Source organism: Streptomonospora mangrovi, from assembly GCF_027604915.1.
GTDB lineage: Bacteria > Actinomycetota > Actinomycetes > Streptosporangiales > Streptosporangiaceae > Streptomonospora > Streptomonospora mangrovi.
Window position 1 is genome coordinate 1 of sequence record NZ_JAJAQC010000066.1, and the last position, 16,500, is coordinate 16,500.

The window sequence follows — 16,500 nt, forward strand, 5'->3', positions numbered from 1 at the left end:
GCTCAAGCAGAACAGGGCGGTCGCGACCAGGTACGACAAGAGGGCCGCGGTCTATGACGGAACCGTCCAACTCGCCTCCATCCGCATCTGGCTGCGCGACCTCACCCGTTCAAAAAACACTGCCTAGCCGACCCGGGCCGGGCCGCGCCCCGGTTCCCCGGGGCGCGGCCGGCGCGGGCCAGACGCGGGTCAGGCGCGGGCGGCGCCCAGGCCGCGCAGGACGGCGGCGAGCTGGTCCAGCGCCCAGTTCAGTTCGTCCTCGGTGATCACCAGCGGCGGCGACAGCCGGATGGTGGACCCGTGGGTGTCCTTGACCAGGACGCCGCGTTCGGCCATCAGCTCGCACAACTGGCGGCCGGTGGCCAGGGCGGGGTCGACGTCGACGCCCGCCCACAGCCCGATGGAGCGCGCGGCGACCACGCCGTTGCCGACGAACTCCTTGAGCCGGGTGCGCAGGACCTCGCCCAGCCGCCGGGCGTTGTCGAGGTAGGGGCCCTCGCGCAGCATGCGGACCACGGTGCGGCCCATGGCCCCGGCCAGCGGGTTGCCGCCGAAGGTGCTGCCGTGCTGGCCGGGCTTGATGACGCCGAGCACGTCTTCGTCGGCGACCATGGCCGACACCGGGAGGATGCCGCCGCCCAGCGCCTTGCCGAACAGGTAGGCGTCGGGCACGGCGCCGCTGTGCTCGCAGGCGCGCACGGTGCCGGTGCGGCCCAGGCCCGACTGGACCTCGTCGGCGATGAGCAGGGTGCGGGTGCGGTCGCAGATCTCGCGCAGGCGGGGGAGGTAGTCGTTGGGCGGGACGATCACGCCGGCCTCGCCCTGGACGGGTTCGACCAGCACGGCGGCGGTGGTGGAGTCGACGGCCGCGGCCGCGGCGGCGGCGTCGCCGTAGGGGACGATGCGGAAGCCGGGGGTGTAGGGGCCGTAGCCGCCGTAGGCGTCGGGGTCCTCGGAGAAGGAGACGATGGTGGTGGTGCGGCCGTGGAAGTTGCCGCCGGCCACGACGATGGTGGCGGTGTCGGCGGGCACGCCCTTGACGTCGTAGGCCCAGCGGCGGGCGACCTTGACGGCGGTCTCGACGGCCTCGGCGCCGGAGTTCATCGGCAGGACCTGGTCCTTGCCGGCGAGCTGGGCCAGGGCGGTGACGAACGGCGCGAACTGGTCGTTGTAGAACGCGCGGCTGGTCAGGGTGACGCGGTCGAGCTGGTGGTGCGCGGCGGCCAGGAGTTCGGGGTTGCGGTGGCCGAAGTTGACGGCGGAGTAGCCCGCCAGGCAGTCGAGGTAGCGGCGCCCCTCGACGTCGGTGACCCAGGCGCCCTCGCCTTCGGCGATGACGACGGGCAGGGGGTTGTAGTTGTGCGCTGAATGGGTTTCGGCCAGCCGGATGTGTTCGGTGGTCGACATGACCGGTCCGGCGGGGTCGCCGCCGGCAGGCCGGTTCCCCAGACCGCGGGTGTCGCTCATCCAGGATCCTCCGATCGCCCTTGATCGATGTTCGATCATGGGATACCCGCTCGGTTAACGAACAAAGCGCACCACGCCTGGCAGACCTGGGCCACCCGGCGCGCCGGTGCCGGGCGCGGCCACCCCCACCCCCGCCCCGCTGTGACGCGCCCCATAGCGGCATGATCGGTCGTCACACGCGTTCACGGGTACACCGGCGACCTGGGGGACCCATGACTGAGACAGCCCGCGCCGCCGCCCGCCGGCCGGCGCACCCGCCCGCCCGCGAGGGCGCCGAGCGGCTGACCCTGGCCGCCGTGCTGGCGGCGGTCGCCGCCGCCGTGCCCGGACGCACCGCCGTGGTCGCCGGCGAGCGCCGCGCCACCTACGCCGACCTCCTCGCCCGCGCCGACCGCCTGGCCGCGCACCTGGCCGGCGCCGGTGTGGCGCCCGGCGAGCGCGTGGCGGTCCTGGCGCACAACCGCCTGGAGTGGCTTGAGGCGTTCTTCGGCGCGCTGCGCGCCGGCGCGGTGCCGGTGAACGTCAACCACCGCTACATCGAGTCCGAACTGGTGCACGTCCTGGCCGACAGCGGCGCGGTCGCGCTGGTGGCCGAGCGCGCCCTGGCCGCGCGGCTCACGCGCGCCGCCGAACTGCTGCCGCGGCTGCGCCGCGTCCTGCTGCTGGCCGACCCGGCGGGCGCCGCCCCGGCCGCCCCCGCCGAGAGCGCGGAGGCGGGCGCCTGGGGTGTGCCGGCCGCCGACTACGAGGCCGCGCTCGCCTGCGCGGCCGGCCGGCCCGACCCCGGCCTGGCCGACCCGGGCGGCGAGGCCCGCTACCTGCTCTACACCGGCGGCACCACCGGGCGACCCAAGGGCGTGGTGTGGCGCCAGTGCGACCTGTTCCGCGCCGCCCTGGAGCTGCGCCCGGCGGGCGCCCCCCGGGCCGCCTCGCCCGAGGAGGTGGCCGAGCGCGCCCGCGACCGCGCCCCGCGCCGGCTGCTGGTGCTGGGGCCGCTGATGCACGCCGCCGGGCAGTGGAACGCGCTGGGCACCCTGTTCACCGGCGGCACCGTGGTGCTGGACACCGCCCCGGCCTTCGACGCCGAGGCGGCGGTGCGCCTGGCCGACCGCGAGCGCGCGCAGGCGGTGCAGGTGGTCGGCGACGCCATGGCGCGCCCGCTGGCCCAGCGGCTGACCGCCGTGCCCGACCGCTGCCCGGACCTGACCGCGGTGACCTCCGGCGGCACGCCGCTGACCCCGGCGGTGCGCGACCTGTGGCTGGCGTGGCGGCCCGGGCTGGCGGTGCACGACAGCTACGGGGGCTCGGAGACCGGGGTGTGCGGCGTGGCCGGCGGGGGCGCGCCGCGCTTCGCGGTGGGCGCCAGCGTGGCCGTGCTGGACGAGCGCCTGCGCCCGCTGGCGCCGGGGTCGGCCCGCGTGGGCCGCATCGCCCGCACCGGCCGCATCCCGCTGGGCTACCACAACGACCCCGCCGGCACCGCGCGCACCTTCCCCGTGGACGCCGAGGGGCGGCGCTGGGTGCTGTCGGGCGACTACGGCACGGTGGAGGCCGACGGCACGGTGACCCTGCTGGGCCGGGGCTCGGCGGTGATCAACACCGCCGGGGAGAAGGTGTTCGCCGAGGAGGTGGAGTCGGTCGTCAAGGCGCACCCCGGCGTGGAGGACGCGATCGTGGTGGCCGCGCCCGACGACCTGCTGGGCCAGCGGGTGACCGCGATCGTGGCGCCGGCGCCCGGCGGCGGCCCCGACGCCGAGGCGCTGCGCGCCCACTGCCGCACCCGGCTGGCCGGGTTCAAGGTGCCGCGCTCGATCCACTTCGTGGACCGGGTGCGGCGCACGGCCGTGGGCAAGCAGGACTACAGGTGGGCGGCAGGCATAGCCCGCACTGCCCGCACCGGCCGGGGCACCGCCCGGGGGTAAGGGGTCCCCCGCCCGGGGGTGGGCGCCGGCCGCCGCCCGCGCGGGCGCCCGCGCTGCGGCGCAGGTCAGCCGCTGTCCCCCCGACACAACGTGTCCAACCGGTAATACCCGCGCGATCTCCGCGATCCCCATGAATGTCGCCCCTCGCGCTAAGGTCTGTGCACATGGCCTCCCACGTACTCGCCGACCGCTATCGGCTCCTTGAGCCGATCGGCCATGGCGGCATGGGCACCGTGTGGCGCGCCGAGGACGAACTCCTGCACCGCCACGTCGCGATCAAGGAGGTGCGGGTCGCCCCCGACCTCGACCCCGACAAGCGCGACGAGCTGATCGCCCGGACCATGCGCGAGGCGCGCATCTGCGCGGGCCTGAGCACCCACCCCGGGATCGTCACCATCCACGACGTGGTCCGCGAGGGCGGGCGGCCCTGGATCGTCATGGAGCTGGTCAGCGGCCGGGGCCTGGACCGGGTCGTGGCCGAGGAGGGGCCGCTGTCGCCGCGCCGCACCGCCGAGGTCGGCCGCCAGATCTTCGCCGCGCTGGACAGCGCGCACCGGGCCGGGGTGGTGCACCGCGACGTCAAGCCGGCCAACGTCATGCTGCTGCCCGACGGCCGCGCCATGCTCTCCGACTTCGGCATCGCGGTGTCGGACTCCGAGGACAAGCTGACCCTCACCGGCAAGCTGCCCGGCTCGCCGGGCTACGTCGCCCCCGAGCGGCTGCGGCACAACGTGATGTCGCCGGCCGCCGACGTCTGGTCGCTGGGCGCCACCCTGTACTTCGCCGTGGAGGGCCGGTCGGCCTTCGAGCGCCCCACCAACGCCGGCCGCCTCACCGCCGCGCTGGAGTCCCCGCCCGACCCGCCCCGCCGCGCCGGCCCGCTGCGCCCCGTGCTCAACGGCATGCTCCAGCCCGACCCCGAGCACCGGCTGGGCGGCTCCGCGCTGGACTCCGCGCTGGCCGGGGTCGTCGCCGGCGCCGGGGCCGAGGACGCCACCCCCACCCAGCTCGACGTCTCCGGCTCCCTGCCGCAGACCCCCGCCGCCGACCGCGCCCCCGGCCTGCTGGACTCCGCCCCGCTGCGCCCGGCCGTCCCGATGACCGCCGGGAGCCTGGCGCCGGCCCGCCTGGACCGGCGCGGCTGGACCCGGGTGCTGGCCTCGCTCCTGCTCGGCCTGCTCACCCTGATCGCGGCCCCGCTGCTGGTGGAGTACCTCTCCAGCGTGCTCATCAACGACGACCCCGCCCCCAGCCCCTCGGTCGAGAACACCGCCGCCGACCACGCCAACGCCCTCCAGGACGCCCCGCCGCTGCCCGAGGGGTTCGTGGAGCACACCGGCGACGGGTTCCGGGTGGCCGCCCCCGGCGACTGGTCGGCCGCCCAGGAACCGGACGGCCTGCGGATCTCCGCGCCCGACGCCGCCCAGGACGTCCTGCTGACCCGGGTGGACCTCGACGGCGCCACCCCGGTGGAGCACCTGCGCGCCCTGGAGGCCGAGCACGCGGGCCGGCCCGGCTTTCGCAGCATCACCCTGGAGGAGGTCGACCACCCGGCCGGCGCGGCCGCGCGGTGGACCTTCGAGACCGCCGAGTCGGGCGTGCCGCGGATGTGCAGCGGCCTGCTGGTGGCCGACTCCCAGGGCCGGGCCGCCATGGTGGTCTACAGCGCCGACCCCGAGCGCTGGGAGCAGGAGGCGCAGACCCGCCAGGCCGCGCTGGACTCGTTGCGCCGGGCCTGACCCCGGCCCGGCCCAAGCGCCCGTGGGATCATGGCGCCGACCGGTGCGAACGGCCGGTCCGCGCGGGCGGCGCGCCGGACGCGCGGCGGCCGCCGACGCGGGCGCCGGCCCGCCACCCAGCATCCGAAGGGACGCCCGTGAGCAGCAGCAACATCCTGTCCATCGCCGGCAGCGACCCCAGCGGCGGCGCCGGGATCCAGGCGGACCTCAAGACGTTCTCCGCCCTGGGCGGCTACGGCATGGCCGTGATCACCGCGCTCACCGCGCAGTCCACCACGGGCGTCACCGGCGTGCACGAGGTGCCGGCGCACTTCGTCGCCGCCCAGTTGGAGACCCTGCTCACCGACGTGCGCGTGGACGCCGTCAAGATCGGCATGCTGGCCACCGCCGAGGTGGTCGAGGCCGTCGCCGACGCCCTGGACCGCCACGCGCCGCCGCACGTGGTGCTGGACCCGGTGATGGTCGCCAAGAGCGGCGACCGGCTGCTGGCGCCCGAGGCGATCGAGGCGGTGCGCACCCGACTGGTCCCCCGGGTCGACCTCATCACGCCCAACCTGCCCGAGGCCGCCGAACTCCTCGGCGAGGAGGAGCGCCACGACCTGACGTCCATGCGCGAGCAGGCCGAGCGCCTGCTGGACCTGGGTGCCCGCCGGGTCCTGCTCAAGGGCGGCCACCTGCACGGGGAGAGCAGCACCGACCTGCTGGTGGCCCCCGACGGCCGGGTGGCGACGTTCACCGCCGAGCGCGTGGCCACCCGCAACACCCACGGCACCGGCTGCACCCTGTCCTCGGCGATCGCCGCCCTGCTGCCCCGCCGCCGCGACTACGACGACGCCGTGCGCGACGCCAAGGACTACCTCACCGAGGCGCTGCGCCGCGCCGACGACCTCGACGTGGGCCGGGGCAAGGGCCCCACGCACCACTTCCACGCCTGGTGGGAGGACACCGGGCGGCGCGGCTGACACGGCCGCCGCCCGGGGCGGGGAGAACCGAGGACACGCGGGACAAGCGGAAGGGGGCGCCCCGCGCGGTGCGGGGCGCCCCCTTCAGAGGCCGCGCGCCGGCCGCCCACCCCGGAGGGCCGGCGGCCGGCCCGGTCAGCTCGGCCGGACGTCCACGATCGTGGAGTCGGGGTTCTTCCAGTCGGGGTTGGCGAAGTACTTCTTGGTCTCGGCGACCACCACGCCCGACAGCAGCAGCAGCCCGACGAGGTTGGGCAGCGCCATCAGGCCGTTGGCGATGTCGCTGAAGGACCAGATCACGTCCAGCGGCACGGTCGCGCCGATGTAGACCACCGCCACGAACACCAGGCGGAACGGGAACACGCCCTTGCGCCCGACGAGGAAGTCGATGCACCGCTCGCCGTAGTAGGACCAGCCCACGATGGTGGTGAAGGCGAAGAACATCACCGAGATCGCCACGCCGTAGGTGCCCAGCGGGGCCAGCGCCGGCGAGATCGCGCCGAGGCCGTCGGACATCGCCTGGGCGGTGAGCAGCGAGCCGTCGTCGGTGGAGGTCTCCCAGGCGCCGGTGACGATGATGACCAGGCAGGTCATCGACACCACGATGATGGTGTCGATGAAGGTCTGGGTCATGGACACCATGGCCTGGCGCACCGGCTGGTCGGTCTTGGCCGAGGCGGCGGCGATACCGCCGGTGCCCAGGCCCGACTCGTTGGAGAAGATGCCGCGCGCCACGCCCTGCTGGATGGCGAACAGCAGCGCCGAGCCCAGCAGGCCGCCGGCGGCCGACCGGCCGGTGAACGCCTCGGTGAAGACCAGCGCCAGCGCGGCGGGCAGCTCGCCGATGTGGGCGATGAGCACCATCAGCGAGATGACGATGTAGAAGACGATCATCAGCGGCACGACCGCCGAGGCGAACCGGCCGATGCTCTTGATGCCGCCGATCACCACCAGGGCGGTGACCACCACGAGCACGATGCCCGAAATCCACGGCGGGATGGAGAACACGTCCTCCATCTGGAGGGCCACGGTGTTGGCCTGCGTGCCGTTGCCGATGCCGAAGGAGGCGATCGCGCCGAACACGGCGAACGCCCCGCCCAGCACCAGCCCCAGCCCGCCGGGCAGGCCGTAGCGGAGGTAGAACATCGGGCCGCCGCTCTGCTCGCCGCGGGCGTCGGGGCGGCGGTACTTCACGCCGAGCAGGGCCTCGCTGTACTTGGTGGCCATGCCCAGCAGCGCCACCAGCCACATCCAGAACAGCGCGCCGGGACCGCCGGCGGTGATCGCCAGCGCGGCGCCGGCGATGTTGCCGACACCGACCGTGGCCGCCAGCGCCGTGCTCAGCGCCTGGTAGTGGGAGATGTCGCCCTGGGCGCTACCGCCCTCGGTGCGCCGGACGAGCGCGAGCCACAGGGCGTGGAAGAGGACCCGGAACTGGAGCAGGCGCAGCCGGATCGTCAGGTAGAGGCCGGTGAGCAGCAGCAGGGGGATGAGGACGAAGGGTCCCCACACCACTGAGGAGATAAGGCCCAGGATGTCCTGGAGTTGGGCCATGGACGGACTCCCTGTCGGTCGGATCGGGGACGCCGGCCGGTGCCCGCGCCGCCGGGTGTGCGGGGCGTTGGGCGGGCGTGCCGGAGCCCAGCACAGCGGCGCGGGGTCCGGTTCGGCGCAGGGAAAGGGTCACACCCGCGCGTCACGCGGGCATCACGTTTCCTCCACACGACGGTTGCGCCTGGTTTGCGTGTTACGCCTGAGTGAAAGGGGCGTTTCAGTCGGTGTCGGACTCCCCCGCCTGGGCGCGGGCCAGCGCCGCGACGGCCGCCGCCGCCTCGCGCGGGTCGGCTCCGCGCCCCACCGCGATCCCCACCAGGTAGGTGGTCACCGGCGCGGCGGGGCGCGCGATCGAGTGCGCGGCGTCCTTGGCGAGGTCCAGCACGCGGTCCACGTCGGACTTGCCGATCTCCTCGGACAGCTCCAGTTCGGCGCAGACCTGCTGCGCCCACTCGACCAGGGTCATTGCGGCTCCTGTGGCTGGTGGGGACGAAAGCACGACAGGTGGCGATCCTACGACGGCCGGGCCGCGGCGGGCCGCCGAAAATGTCGCATTCCCGGTGGCGGGTCGTTGACCGCGCGTATGCCGCCGGTACGAACCGGTTCATTCTCGCTGCTTAGGGTCCCGACCAGGAGCCGTCCCGTGAACGGGAGAGCCGCATGCGCCCGCCTTACCCATCCCTCAGCCCCGACCCCGACGCCCCGCTGCGCGTGGCGATCGTGACGGAGTCGTTCCTGCCCCAGGTGAACGGTGTCACCAACTCGGTGTGCCGGGTGGCCGACCACCTCCGCTCGCGCGGCCACCACGCCATCATCCTCGCCCCCGGCACCGGCCCGGCCGTCTACGCGGGCTTCCCGGTGCTGCGCCTGCCCAGCGTGCCGCTGCCGGGCTACCGGTCGTTCGCGCTGGGCCTGCCCGCCCGCCGGCTGGTCACCGCCGCGCTGCGCGCCTTCGCCCCCGACGTGCTGCACCTGGCCTCGCCGGTGCTGCTGGGCGGCGCCGCGGTCGAGGCGGCCCGGCCGCTGGCCCTGCCCACCGTCGCCGTCTACCAGACCGACCTGCCCGGATTCGCAGCGCGCCACGGGGTGCCCGGCGCCGACGCGCTGTGGCCGGTGCTGCGCCAGATCCACGCGGCGGTGGACCGCACCCTGGTGCCCTCCACCGCCACGCTGCGCGCGCTGGCCGAACGCGGGTTCCCCCGGCTGGGCCTGTGGCAGCGCGGCGTGGACACCGACCGCTTCCACCCCCGCCACCGCGACGAGGACCTGCGCCGGCGGCTGGCGCCCAACGGCGAGGTGCTGGTCGGCTACATCGGCCGGCTCTCCCGCGACAAGCGGGTGGACCTGCTGACACACGTCGCGCGGCTGCGCGGCGCGCGCCTGGTGGTGGTGGGCGACGGCCCCGAGCGGGCGCGGCTGCGCCGCCGGATCCCCGGCGCGGTGTTCGTGGGCCAGCGCACCGGCGAGGAGTTGTCGCGGCTGCACGCGTCGATGGACGTGTTCGTGCACACCGGGGCCGACGAGACGTTCTGCCAGGCCATCCAGGAGGCACTGGCCTCGGGGGTGCCGGTGGTGGCGCCGGCGGCCGGCGGCCCGCTGGACCTGGTCGAGCCCGAGCGCACCGGCCTGCTGTACGCGCCGGAGTCGGTGCGCGAACTGCGGGTGGCGGTGGGCCGGCTGGTCCACAACGGGGCGCTGCGGCGGCGCATGGCCGCCGCCGCGCGGCCCGCCGTGGAGGGCCGCACCTGGGAGGTCATCGGCGACCAACTGATCGACCACTACCGGTCGGTGGTGGCCCCGGGGCAGGTGGAGGTGCCTCAGATGCGGCTGCACGCCTGAACGGGCGCTACGCTGTGCGCGGCGCGGGAGCGCGCCCGGCCCTTCCGCGATGACCGGGTGTCGCTCCCGCTGACCGCCTGTTCCCCGAACCCCCTCGCGCCTCTCCCTCTTCTCCCCTTTGTTCCTCTTTTTCTTGTTCTCCTCGTTCCCACGTGGTGTGGGTCCGGCCGGCCATCCGCGCCGGGCCGGCCGGACGGTTCACCCCGCCTCGGGCACGGCCCGCACCGCCGGGGCCGACACCCGCGCGGCCGTGCGCGCGCCCGGACCGACGCGCTCCAGCACCTCGCTGAGGCGGTCGAGGTGGGCGCGGATCCAGGGCAGCGCCACCGGGTCGTCGGCGGCGAGCGCGGCGTGCCGGCGGGCCTCGGTGTCGCCGTAGAGCAGGCTTGAGGCCACGCGCACGCGCAGCGCCCGGTCGTTCTCGCCGAACTCCGCGGCGGCCAGCACGCCCATGCCGTAGTCCTCCAGCAGCAGCGCCGCGAGTTCGCGGCCGGTGCGCACGCCGTGCTCGGCGGCCAGGTGGCCGCGCCACGCCTCCAGGTCGGGGTAGGTGTAGAAGGCCGCCTGCGGCGCGGGCACCAGCGCGCCGGCGGCGGCGAACCGGTCGGCCACCTCGCGGATGACGATGCCGTGCAGGCGGCGGCTGCGGCCGATGTGGTCGGCGATCTCGGGCGGCTCACCGAAGGCGTAGGCGGCGGCCTGCTGGACCGGCGCGGCCGGGCTGGACCAGATCTCACTGGCCACCCCGAGCAGGTCGGCGCGCAGCAGCCGGCCGAAGGGGCTGTCGGGCAGCCGGGCCACCCCCAGCCGCCACCCGCCCAGGGCGAGGTTCTTGCTCAGGCCGGTGGTGACCACGGTGCGCTCGGGGGCGTACTCGGCCAGGCTGTGGAAGTCGGCCCCGGGGTCGTGCACGAGGTCGCGGTAGATCTCGTCGGAGATGATGACCAGGTCGAGTTCGCGGGCGGTGTGGGCCAGGCGCCGCACGGTGGCGTCGTCGGCGAGGGTGCCGGTGGGGTTGTCGGGCAGCGTGGCGATCACGGCGCGGATGTCGCGGCCCCGCGAGCGCTCGTCCTCGACGGCGGCGGCCAGCAGGTCGGGCTGGGGCAGCCCGCCCTGGGCGGGGTCGGTGGGCACCTGCACGCAGCCGTAGCCGGAGAGGTGGGCCTGGGCGGCGTAGCTGACCCAACTGGGCGCGGCCACCGCGACCGCGCCGCCGATGCTCAGCAGCAGGCCGTAGAGCAGCGGCTTGCTGCCGGGGCCGGCCACCACCAGGTCGGGGTCGGTGGGCAGGCCGCGGCGGCGCCAGTAGCCGGCGGCGGCCTCGCGGAGTTCGGCCGAGCCGGCGACCGGGCCGTAGGCGTTCCTGTCACATCCAGCCGACAGCGCGTCGCGCATGGAGGGGTGGACCGGCAGCCCGGCCTCACCGAAGCCCAGGGGCAGCACGGGCAGGCCGCGGCGGCGGCGCTCGGCCAGGGCTTCGTTGACGGCGAGGGTGGCGGACACGGTGACAGACATGAAGCGATCAACTCCGCATCGTCGACGGCTCGAAACGGCTCCGAGCCCGTGGTCTGCGGCCGGGCGCCACGGGCGGCCCGGCTGTCATGTGCCACACTGCCCAATCCCGTGCATCAGTACCAGCGGATCTTTCGCATGCAGAGGATAAGCTGGGCTTATGCTCGACCTTCGCCGACTCCAGATCCTCAAGGAGTTCTCCGAGCGCGGCACCATCGCCGCTACCGCCGAGGCGCTGGGTTACACCGCCTCGGCGGTGTCCCAGCAACTGTCGGCGCTGGAGCGCGAGGCCGGGGCCCCGCTGCTGGACCGCACCGCGCGCAGCGCCGAGCTGACCGAGAGCGGCCGGCTGCTGGCGGAGAACGCCGAGCACATCCTGGACTTGGTCGAGGCGGCGGAGTCGGTGCTGGCCCAGCGGCGGGAGGTGGTGGCCGGCCGGGTGACCGTCACGGCCTTCCCCACCGGCGCGGTGGCGTTCGCGCCGCCGCTGGCGCGGTGCCTGAAGGTGCACGGCGACCTGCAACTGGTGCTGCGGCAGAGCGTGGGCGCCGCCGGCGCGCGCCAGGTGGCCTCGGCCGAGGTCGACATCGCGCTGGTGGACGACTGGTCGGGCGAGCGGCCCGACATCGGCGCGGGGCGGCTGCGGCACGTCCACCTGCTGCACGACCCCATGGTGCTGGCGGTGTCCAAGGACCACCCGCTGGCCGACCCGGCGGTGCCCGTGGACCTGCGCGCGCTGCGCGACGAGCCGTGGATCGCGGCGCCCGACAGCGAGCCCTCGCGCGCGGGCATCGACCGGCTGTTCGCCGACGTGGGGGGCGCGCCGGCGGCGGCGTGGGAGTTCGAGGGGCAGTCCACGATCCTGAGTCTGGTGGCGGGGGGCATCGGGATCGCGGCGGTGCCGGCGCTGGCGCTGGCGGCGGGCACCTCGGGCCTGTCCTTCCGGCGGCTGCCCGGGGTGGGGCCCACCCGCGAGGTCTACGCCGTGGTGCGGTCCGCGAGCATGCGGCGGCCGGCGATCGAGGCCACCCTGCGGGCGCTGCGCCGCACGGCGGCCGAGGTGCGCCGCCGCCTGGACCGCGACCTGGGGGCGGCGCCCGGCTGAGGACGGGCTCCCGGGTGCGGGGCGGGGGCCGCGCGCACCCGGTACTCGCGGTGCTCGCGGTGCCGCCAGCGCCTTCAGTGCCCTCAGTCGCGGCCGTCGAAGGGCCGCAGCCGGTGGTGGAGGCGGTCCAGGCGGCGGCGCAGCCGGCGGGCGACGTGGCGGGCGCGGTCGCGCTCCTCGCGCACCGCCCACCAGTGCGAGTACGCCTCGATCCGGCGGCGGCGCAGCTCGGCCAACTCCTCCTCGGCGCGCTGGACCTGGCGCTGGATCTCGGTGTGGACGCGTTCCAGGCCGACGAGCGCGGCCTCGCGCTCATCGGCCTCCCGCTGGACCCTGTGCAGCCGGGCCGCGATCCCGTGGATCTGCGCGGCCCTGCTGCTCCGGCCCGTCCCGACGAACCACACAGGGGTTGTCTAACCGCGCGGCGCGAGCACATCACCGGAGAGTCGCGCAAAGAATACGGAAAGTGAGTGAGTTGTCCACCAACGCCCCATAGGCAACATAAATGCCGTAGGTCCGTTAGGACCATCAGGCACGTCAAGAGCGTTGGGCCGGGCTTCCCGGGTGCCGCGACGCGCCGGGCGCCCGCGCGGCGGCGCGCCCGCCCCGGGCGGGGGTCAGGCGGCCATCCCCTGGCGCCGCAGGAGCGCACCGGCCACCGCCGGCGGGCGCAGCCGCGACATCGGGCGCGGCCGGACCTCGGTGTAGATCTCGACGAACCGGTCCAGGGAGCGCGCGTGGTCGTGGCGCTGGGCGATCTCGCGGCTGGCGGCGCCCATGCCGGCGCGGGTGCCGGGGTCGCCCAGCACCTCGACCAGCCGCTTGGCCAGCGCCGGGACGTCGCCGGGCGGGTAGAGGTAGCCGTTGCGGCCCTCCTCCACCAGGTGCGGCAGCGCCAGTGCGTCGGCCGCCACCACGGGCAGCCCGGTGGACATCGCCTCCAGCGTGGCGATGCTCTGCAACTCCGCCACGCTGCCGATGGCGAACACGTCGCCGGCGACGTAGACCAGCGGCAGGTCGGCGTCGGGCACGAACCCGAGGAAGTGCACGCGGTCGGCCACGCCCAGCTCGGCGGCCAGCCGGCGCAGCCGCTCCTCGCGCTGACCGGTGCCGGCCAGGGCGAGCTGGAGGTCGCGCTCCTCGTGGACGCGGGGCAGCGCCCGGATCAGGTCCTCGATGCGCTTCTCCTCGTCCAGCCGGCCGACGAACACCATGGTGTCGCGGTCGGGCAGGCCGAAGCGGGCGCGGGCGGCGGCGCGCTCGGCCGGGCGGGGATGGAAGCGCTCCAGGTCGATGCCGCAGGAGACCGCCTCGACGTGGCGGTCCAGGCCCTTGCCGGTGAGCAGGTCGGCGGCGCGCCCGGTGGGCGTGGTGACGTAGTCGGCGGTGCGCGCCACGGCGATCATGTCGCGCCAGGCGAGGTCGCCCACCAACTCCTGGAGCCGGCCGGGGATGTGGGCGTGGGCGAACAGGTTGTCGGGCATGAAGTGGTTGGTCAGCACCACCGGAACCCCGGCCCGGCGGGCGCGGGAGATGGCGGCGCGGCAGGTCGTGAAGTGGCTCTGGGCGTGCAGCACGTGCGGGCGCAGCCGCGCGATCAGCCGGTCCAGGTGGCCGTGGATCCCCAGCGGCAGGGTGGTGCGCATGGAGTCGTGCACCAGCACCGACACCGAGCGCAGGTGGTGCAGGGTGACCCCGTCGCGGCGGCTGATCCCGGGCTCGCCGCTGGGCGAGGCGCACACCACGTGCACGTCGTGGCCGCGCGCCGCCAGGCCGGCGGCCAGGCGGTGGGTGAAGTAGGCGCAGCCGTTGACGTCGGGCGGGTAGGTGTCGGCCGCGATCAGGACGCGCAGCCGGGCCGTGGGCGAAGGCGAAGAGGCGGCTCGGGCGCCGGAGCGGAGCGACGCGCGCTGGCTCAACGGGGTCATCGGGAGTCTCCTGAGGTCGTCGTCGAGTGGACGGAGGTCGTGGAGGGTGCGGGGCCCGCCGGTTCGGCGTCCCCGGCCGAGTGCCGGGCGGCCTCGGGGTTGCGGTTGCGGGCCATGGCCAGCACCACCGTGCCGGTGATGGCCAGCAGGGCGGCGCCGGTGGCCAGGACCTGGTCCAGCGGCGTGGCGGGTAGCCCCTCGCCCAGCAGCAGCGCGCCGATCCCCGCCCCCGTGATGGGGTCGACGACCAGCAGCGTGGCGTAGGCGGCGGCGAAGTGGCCGGTGCGGTAGGCGTTCTGCTGGAACAGCCCGCCGAACAGGGCCACCGCCACGGCCAGCACGGTCAGCCAGCTCAGCACGGCGGTGGGGCTGAGCACGGCGTTGGCCGCCACCACCCGGGCCAGGGCCGAGGTGGTGCCCAGCGCCACGCCGGCGACCGTGGCCAGCAGCAGCACCCGCAGGGTGGGCGGCAGCCAGTGGGCGGCGACGTAGGCGGCGCTGCCCACCGCCGCGACCGAGCCGGCCAGCGCCAGGGCGGTGCCGGTGGCCATGTGCGGGGTCTGGGCGGTGTGCGGGAACAGCAGGAGCAGCCCGGCCAGGCCGACCATGACGGCACCGCCGGCGGTGATCTGGCCGGGGCGGACCCGGCGCCGGTTGAACACCGCCGACAGCACGATCGCGAAGATCAGGCCGGTGACCCCGATGGGCTGGATGATGGTGAGCGGGGCGCCGCTGAGGGCCACCAGGTGCAGGGCCACGCCGACCCCGGCGCCCAGGGTGCCCAGGATCCAGCGCGGGCGCTGGGCGAGGTGGACCAGGAAGCCCAGCCGGGCGACGCTGCGCCCCGGGGCGCGCACGGCGTCGCGCTCCTGGAGGGCCGACCCGAGGGCCATGCAGAAGGCCCCCGCCAGGGCGATGAGGATGGACCAGATCAGCATTCCGGTCTCCTCTCTGGCGGAGCGGTGGGATCCGGCGGCCGGTGCGGCATCGTCTCCCCCTCGTCGGTACTCGGCGGGCGCCGTCGTGCGCGCTTCGCCTGTCCGAAACGCTACGGCGCGGCTCCTGGGCCGGGCGATAACGTCACCACCCGGATCGGGGTGGTGCCAGCCCTACCGCGCGGGTGCGCCCCTCCCTCCTGCCGGTGGCGGCCGGCCGACGCCGTCGCGGCGCCCGCGCCGGGGCGCGCGGCGCCCGGTCCGGCGCCCGGCGCGGACCGTGTATGTCCTGGATAGCGGCCGCGTCTGACCTCTCGCTCGCGTTCCGGGGAATCGCCGGAAACATCAGGGCAAGAGTCGGTGACGCGAGCCGGTTCCGCCGGGCCCGCTTCCCGGTCGGCGCCGTGTCAACCCCCTTCTTTGCCCGGCACGGCGGGCGCGGCGCGAAGGGCCGGGCGATCGCGGGCGGATTCGGCAGAATTGGGGGAATCCCCCGGACCAGCCAGGTAGGTGAACGCCGTGAGCGCGGTGGAACTGGACAGCCTCGACGCCGCCATCGTGCGTGAGCTGCGGGCCGACGGCCGCCTGCCGTTCGAGACGCTGGCCGGGCGCGTGGGGCTGTCCCGCGCGGCGACGCGGCTGCGGGTGCGCCGACTGGTGGACAGCGGCGCCCTGCGGGTGGTGGGCGTGCCCCACCCGGCCGTGCGGGACGTGGGGGCGCCGGCGCACCTGGCGGTGGCGGTGCGCGGCGGCGCCCGGGAGGCCGCCGAGGCGCTGGCGCGGCTGCCCGAGGCCGCGCAGGTGGGCCTGGCGTCGGGACCGCTGCCGGTGCGGGCCGAGATGCGCGCCCACGACCTGCGGGGACTGACGGCGGCGGTCGAGCGCGTCCGCGCCCTGCCGGGGGTGCGCGGCGCCGACACGCTGGTCTACACCGACGTGGTCAAGGACCCCCGCCTCTCCTCGGCGCCGCCGCCGCGCGTGCGGCCTGACGCCGTCGACCTGCGGCTGGTGGGGTTGCTGGAGGCCGACGGGCGGATGTCCTTCGCCGACATGGCCGGGCGGGTGGGGCTGTCGGCCGGCGCGGTGCGCACCCGGGTGATGCGGCTGATCCGGGGCGGCGCGGTGCGCGTCACCGCGCTGCTGGACCCGGGTGCGGTGGGGATGGCGCGGTACGGCGGGTTCACCGCCCGGCTGGAGGAGAGGGGCGGCGCGGCGGTCGCCGAGATCACCGGCTGGGAGCACACCCGGTTCCTGGCCCGCTGCCTGGGCGGCGCCGACCTGGTGGGAGTGGTCGCGGCGGGCTCGGTGCCGGACCTGGGCGCGGTCTTCGAGCGCCTGCGGCGGCTGCCGGGCGTGGCGGTGACCGAGACGTGGATCCGGCTGGAGTCGGTGTCGGGGGCGGACTAGCGGGCGGAGCGGACGCGGCGCAGGCCGGAGGCGGGGCGGGGCAGAGTGGGCGGCTCCCCCGGCCCCGCCGGGACACGCACCCGCACACCCCTGTGCTGAGCGGGAACGACGCCGGACGCCGGAGCCGACC

At 75.6% G+C, this 16,500-nt stretch carries 13 protein-coding genes; 6 read left to right on the forward strand and 7 right to left on the reverse strand.

All coding sequences use genetic code 11. The features are described from left to right. Positions 1–189: 189 nt before the first annotated feature. Entirely contained in the window at positions 190–1,467 is a 1,278-nt protein-coding gene (gene rocD / locus LG943_RS25145; protein WP_270074852.1) for an ornithine--oxo-acid transaminase, read from the reverse strand. Positions 1,468–1,679: 212 nt separating this feature from the next. Between rocD and LG943_RS25150 the strand changes: the two genes are divergently transcribed. The 3 genes from LG943_RS25150 (at position 1,680) to thiD (ending at position 6,090) form a co-directional block, all read left to right on the forward strand. Further along, positions 1,680–3,389, forward strand: coding sequence for an AMP-binding protein (locus LG943_RS25150; protein WP_270074853.1), 1,710 nt, complete (start codon positions 1,680–1,682; stop codon positions 3,387–3,389). Between the two features lie 164 nt (positions 3,390–3,553). Continuing rightward, positions 3,554–5,128 carry a serine/threonine-protein kinase gene (locus LG943_RS25155; RefSeq protein WP_270074854.1) on the forward strand — a complete coding sequence of 525 codons (1,575 nt, stop codon included), beginning with the start codon at positions 3,554–3,556 and terminating at the stop codon, positions 5,126–5,128. A 137-nt stretch (positions 5,129–5,265) separates the two neighbouring features. Further along, positions 5,266–6,090: a bifunctional hydroxymethylpyrimidine kinase/phosphomethylpyrimidine kinase gene (thiD, locus tag LG943_RS25160; RefSeq protein ID WP_270074855.1), complete on the forward strand. Its 825-nt coding sequence runs from the start codon at positions 5,266–5,268 to the stop codon at positions 6,088–6,090. A gap of 135 nt (positions 6,091–6,225) precedes the next feature. Here thiD and LG943_RS25165 read toward each other — a convergent pair whose 3' ends face one another. Together LG943_RS25165 and LG943_RS25170 are read right to left on the reverse strand one after the other, a co-directional pair. Then, positions 6,226–7,644 (reverse strand): alanine/glycine:cation symporter family protein, encoded by a 1,419-nt coding sequence (locus LG943_RS25165; protein WP_270074856.1) that lies wholly within the window; start codon positions 7,642–7,644, stop codon positions 6,226–6,228. 217 nt (positions 7,645–7,861) lie between these two features. Next, the gene (locus LG943_RS25170) at positions 7,862–8,110 is read right to left on the reverse strand and encodes a DUF6457 domain-containing protein (protein ID WP_270074857.1); all 249 of its coding nucleotides are present in this window, start codon (positions 8,108–8,110) and stop codon (positions 7,862–7,864) included. Positions 8,111–8,304: 194 nt separating this feature from the next. Here LG943_RS25170 and LG943_RS25175 point away from each other — a divergent pair, with 194 nt between their 5' ends. Next, the gene (locus LG943_RS25175; RefSeq protein WP_270074858.1) at positions 8,305–9,483 is read left to right on the forward strand and encodes a glycosyltransferase family 4 protein; all 1,179 of its coding nucleotides are present in this window, start codon (positions 8,305–8,307) and stop codon (positions 9,481–9,483) included. Between the two features lie 198 nt (positions 9,484–9,681). Here LG943_RS25175 and LG943_RS25180 read toward each other — a convergent pair whose 3' ends face one another. Continuing rightward, a complete protein-coding gene (locus tag LG943_RS25180) occupies positions 9,682–10,998 on the reverse strand; it encodes a pyridoxal phosphate-dependent aminotransferase (RefSeq protein ID WP_270074859.1) in 1,317 nt (438 codons plus the stop codon). 157 nt (positions 10,999–11,155) lie between these two features. On the opposite strand from LG943_RS25180, the gene LG943_RS25185 reads away from it, so the two are divergent. Beyond that, positions 11,156–12,100, forward strand: a complete 945-nt coding sequence (locus tag LG943_RS25185) for a LysR family transcriptional regulator (RefSeq protein WP_270074860.1) — start codon at positions 11,156–11,158, stop codon at positions 12,098–12,100. Positions 12,101–12,183: 83 nt separating this feature from the next. Here LG943_RS25185 and LG943_RS25190 read toward each other — a convergent pair whose 3' ends face one another. From LG943_RS25190 to LG943_RS25200, 3 genes are all read right to left on the reverse strand, one after another. Then, positions 12,184–12,504, reverse strand: coding sequence for a hypothetical protein (locus LG943_RS25190; protein WP_270074861.1), 321 nt, complete (start codon positions 12,502–12,504; stop codon positions 12,184–12,186). A 213-nt stretch (positions 12,505–12,717) separates the two neighbouring features. After that, the gene (locus LG943_RS25195; RefSeq protein WP_408648651.1) at positions 12,718–14,028 is read right to left on the reverse strand and encodes a glycosyltransferase; all 1,311 of its coding nucleotides are present in this window, start codon (positions 14,026–14,028) and stop codon (positions 12,718–12,720) included. Next, on the reverse strand, positions 14,025–14,966 hold the full coding sequence (locus LG943_RS25200) for a DMT family transporter (protein WP_270074862.1): 942 nt from the start codon (positions 14,964–14,966) through the stop codon (positions 14,025–14,027). Before LG943_RS25200 ends, LG943_RS25195 begins: the two co-directional genes overlap by 4 nt. A 516-nt stretch (positions 14,967–15,482) precedes the next feature. Here LG943_RS25200 and LG943_RS25205 point away from each other — a divergent pair. Beyond that, positions 15,483–16,370 carry an Lrp/AsnC family transcriptional regulator gene (locus LG943_RS25205; protein ID WP_270074863.1) on the forward strand — a complete coding sequence of 296 codons (888 nt, stop codon included), beginning with the start codon at positions 15,483–15,485 and terminating at the stop codon, positions 16,368–16,370. Positions 16,371–16,500: the final 130 nt, after the last annotated feature.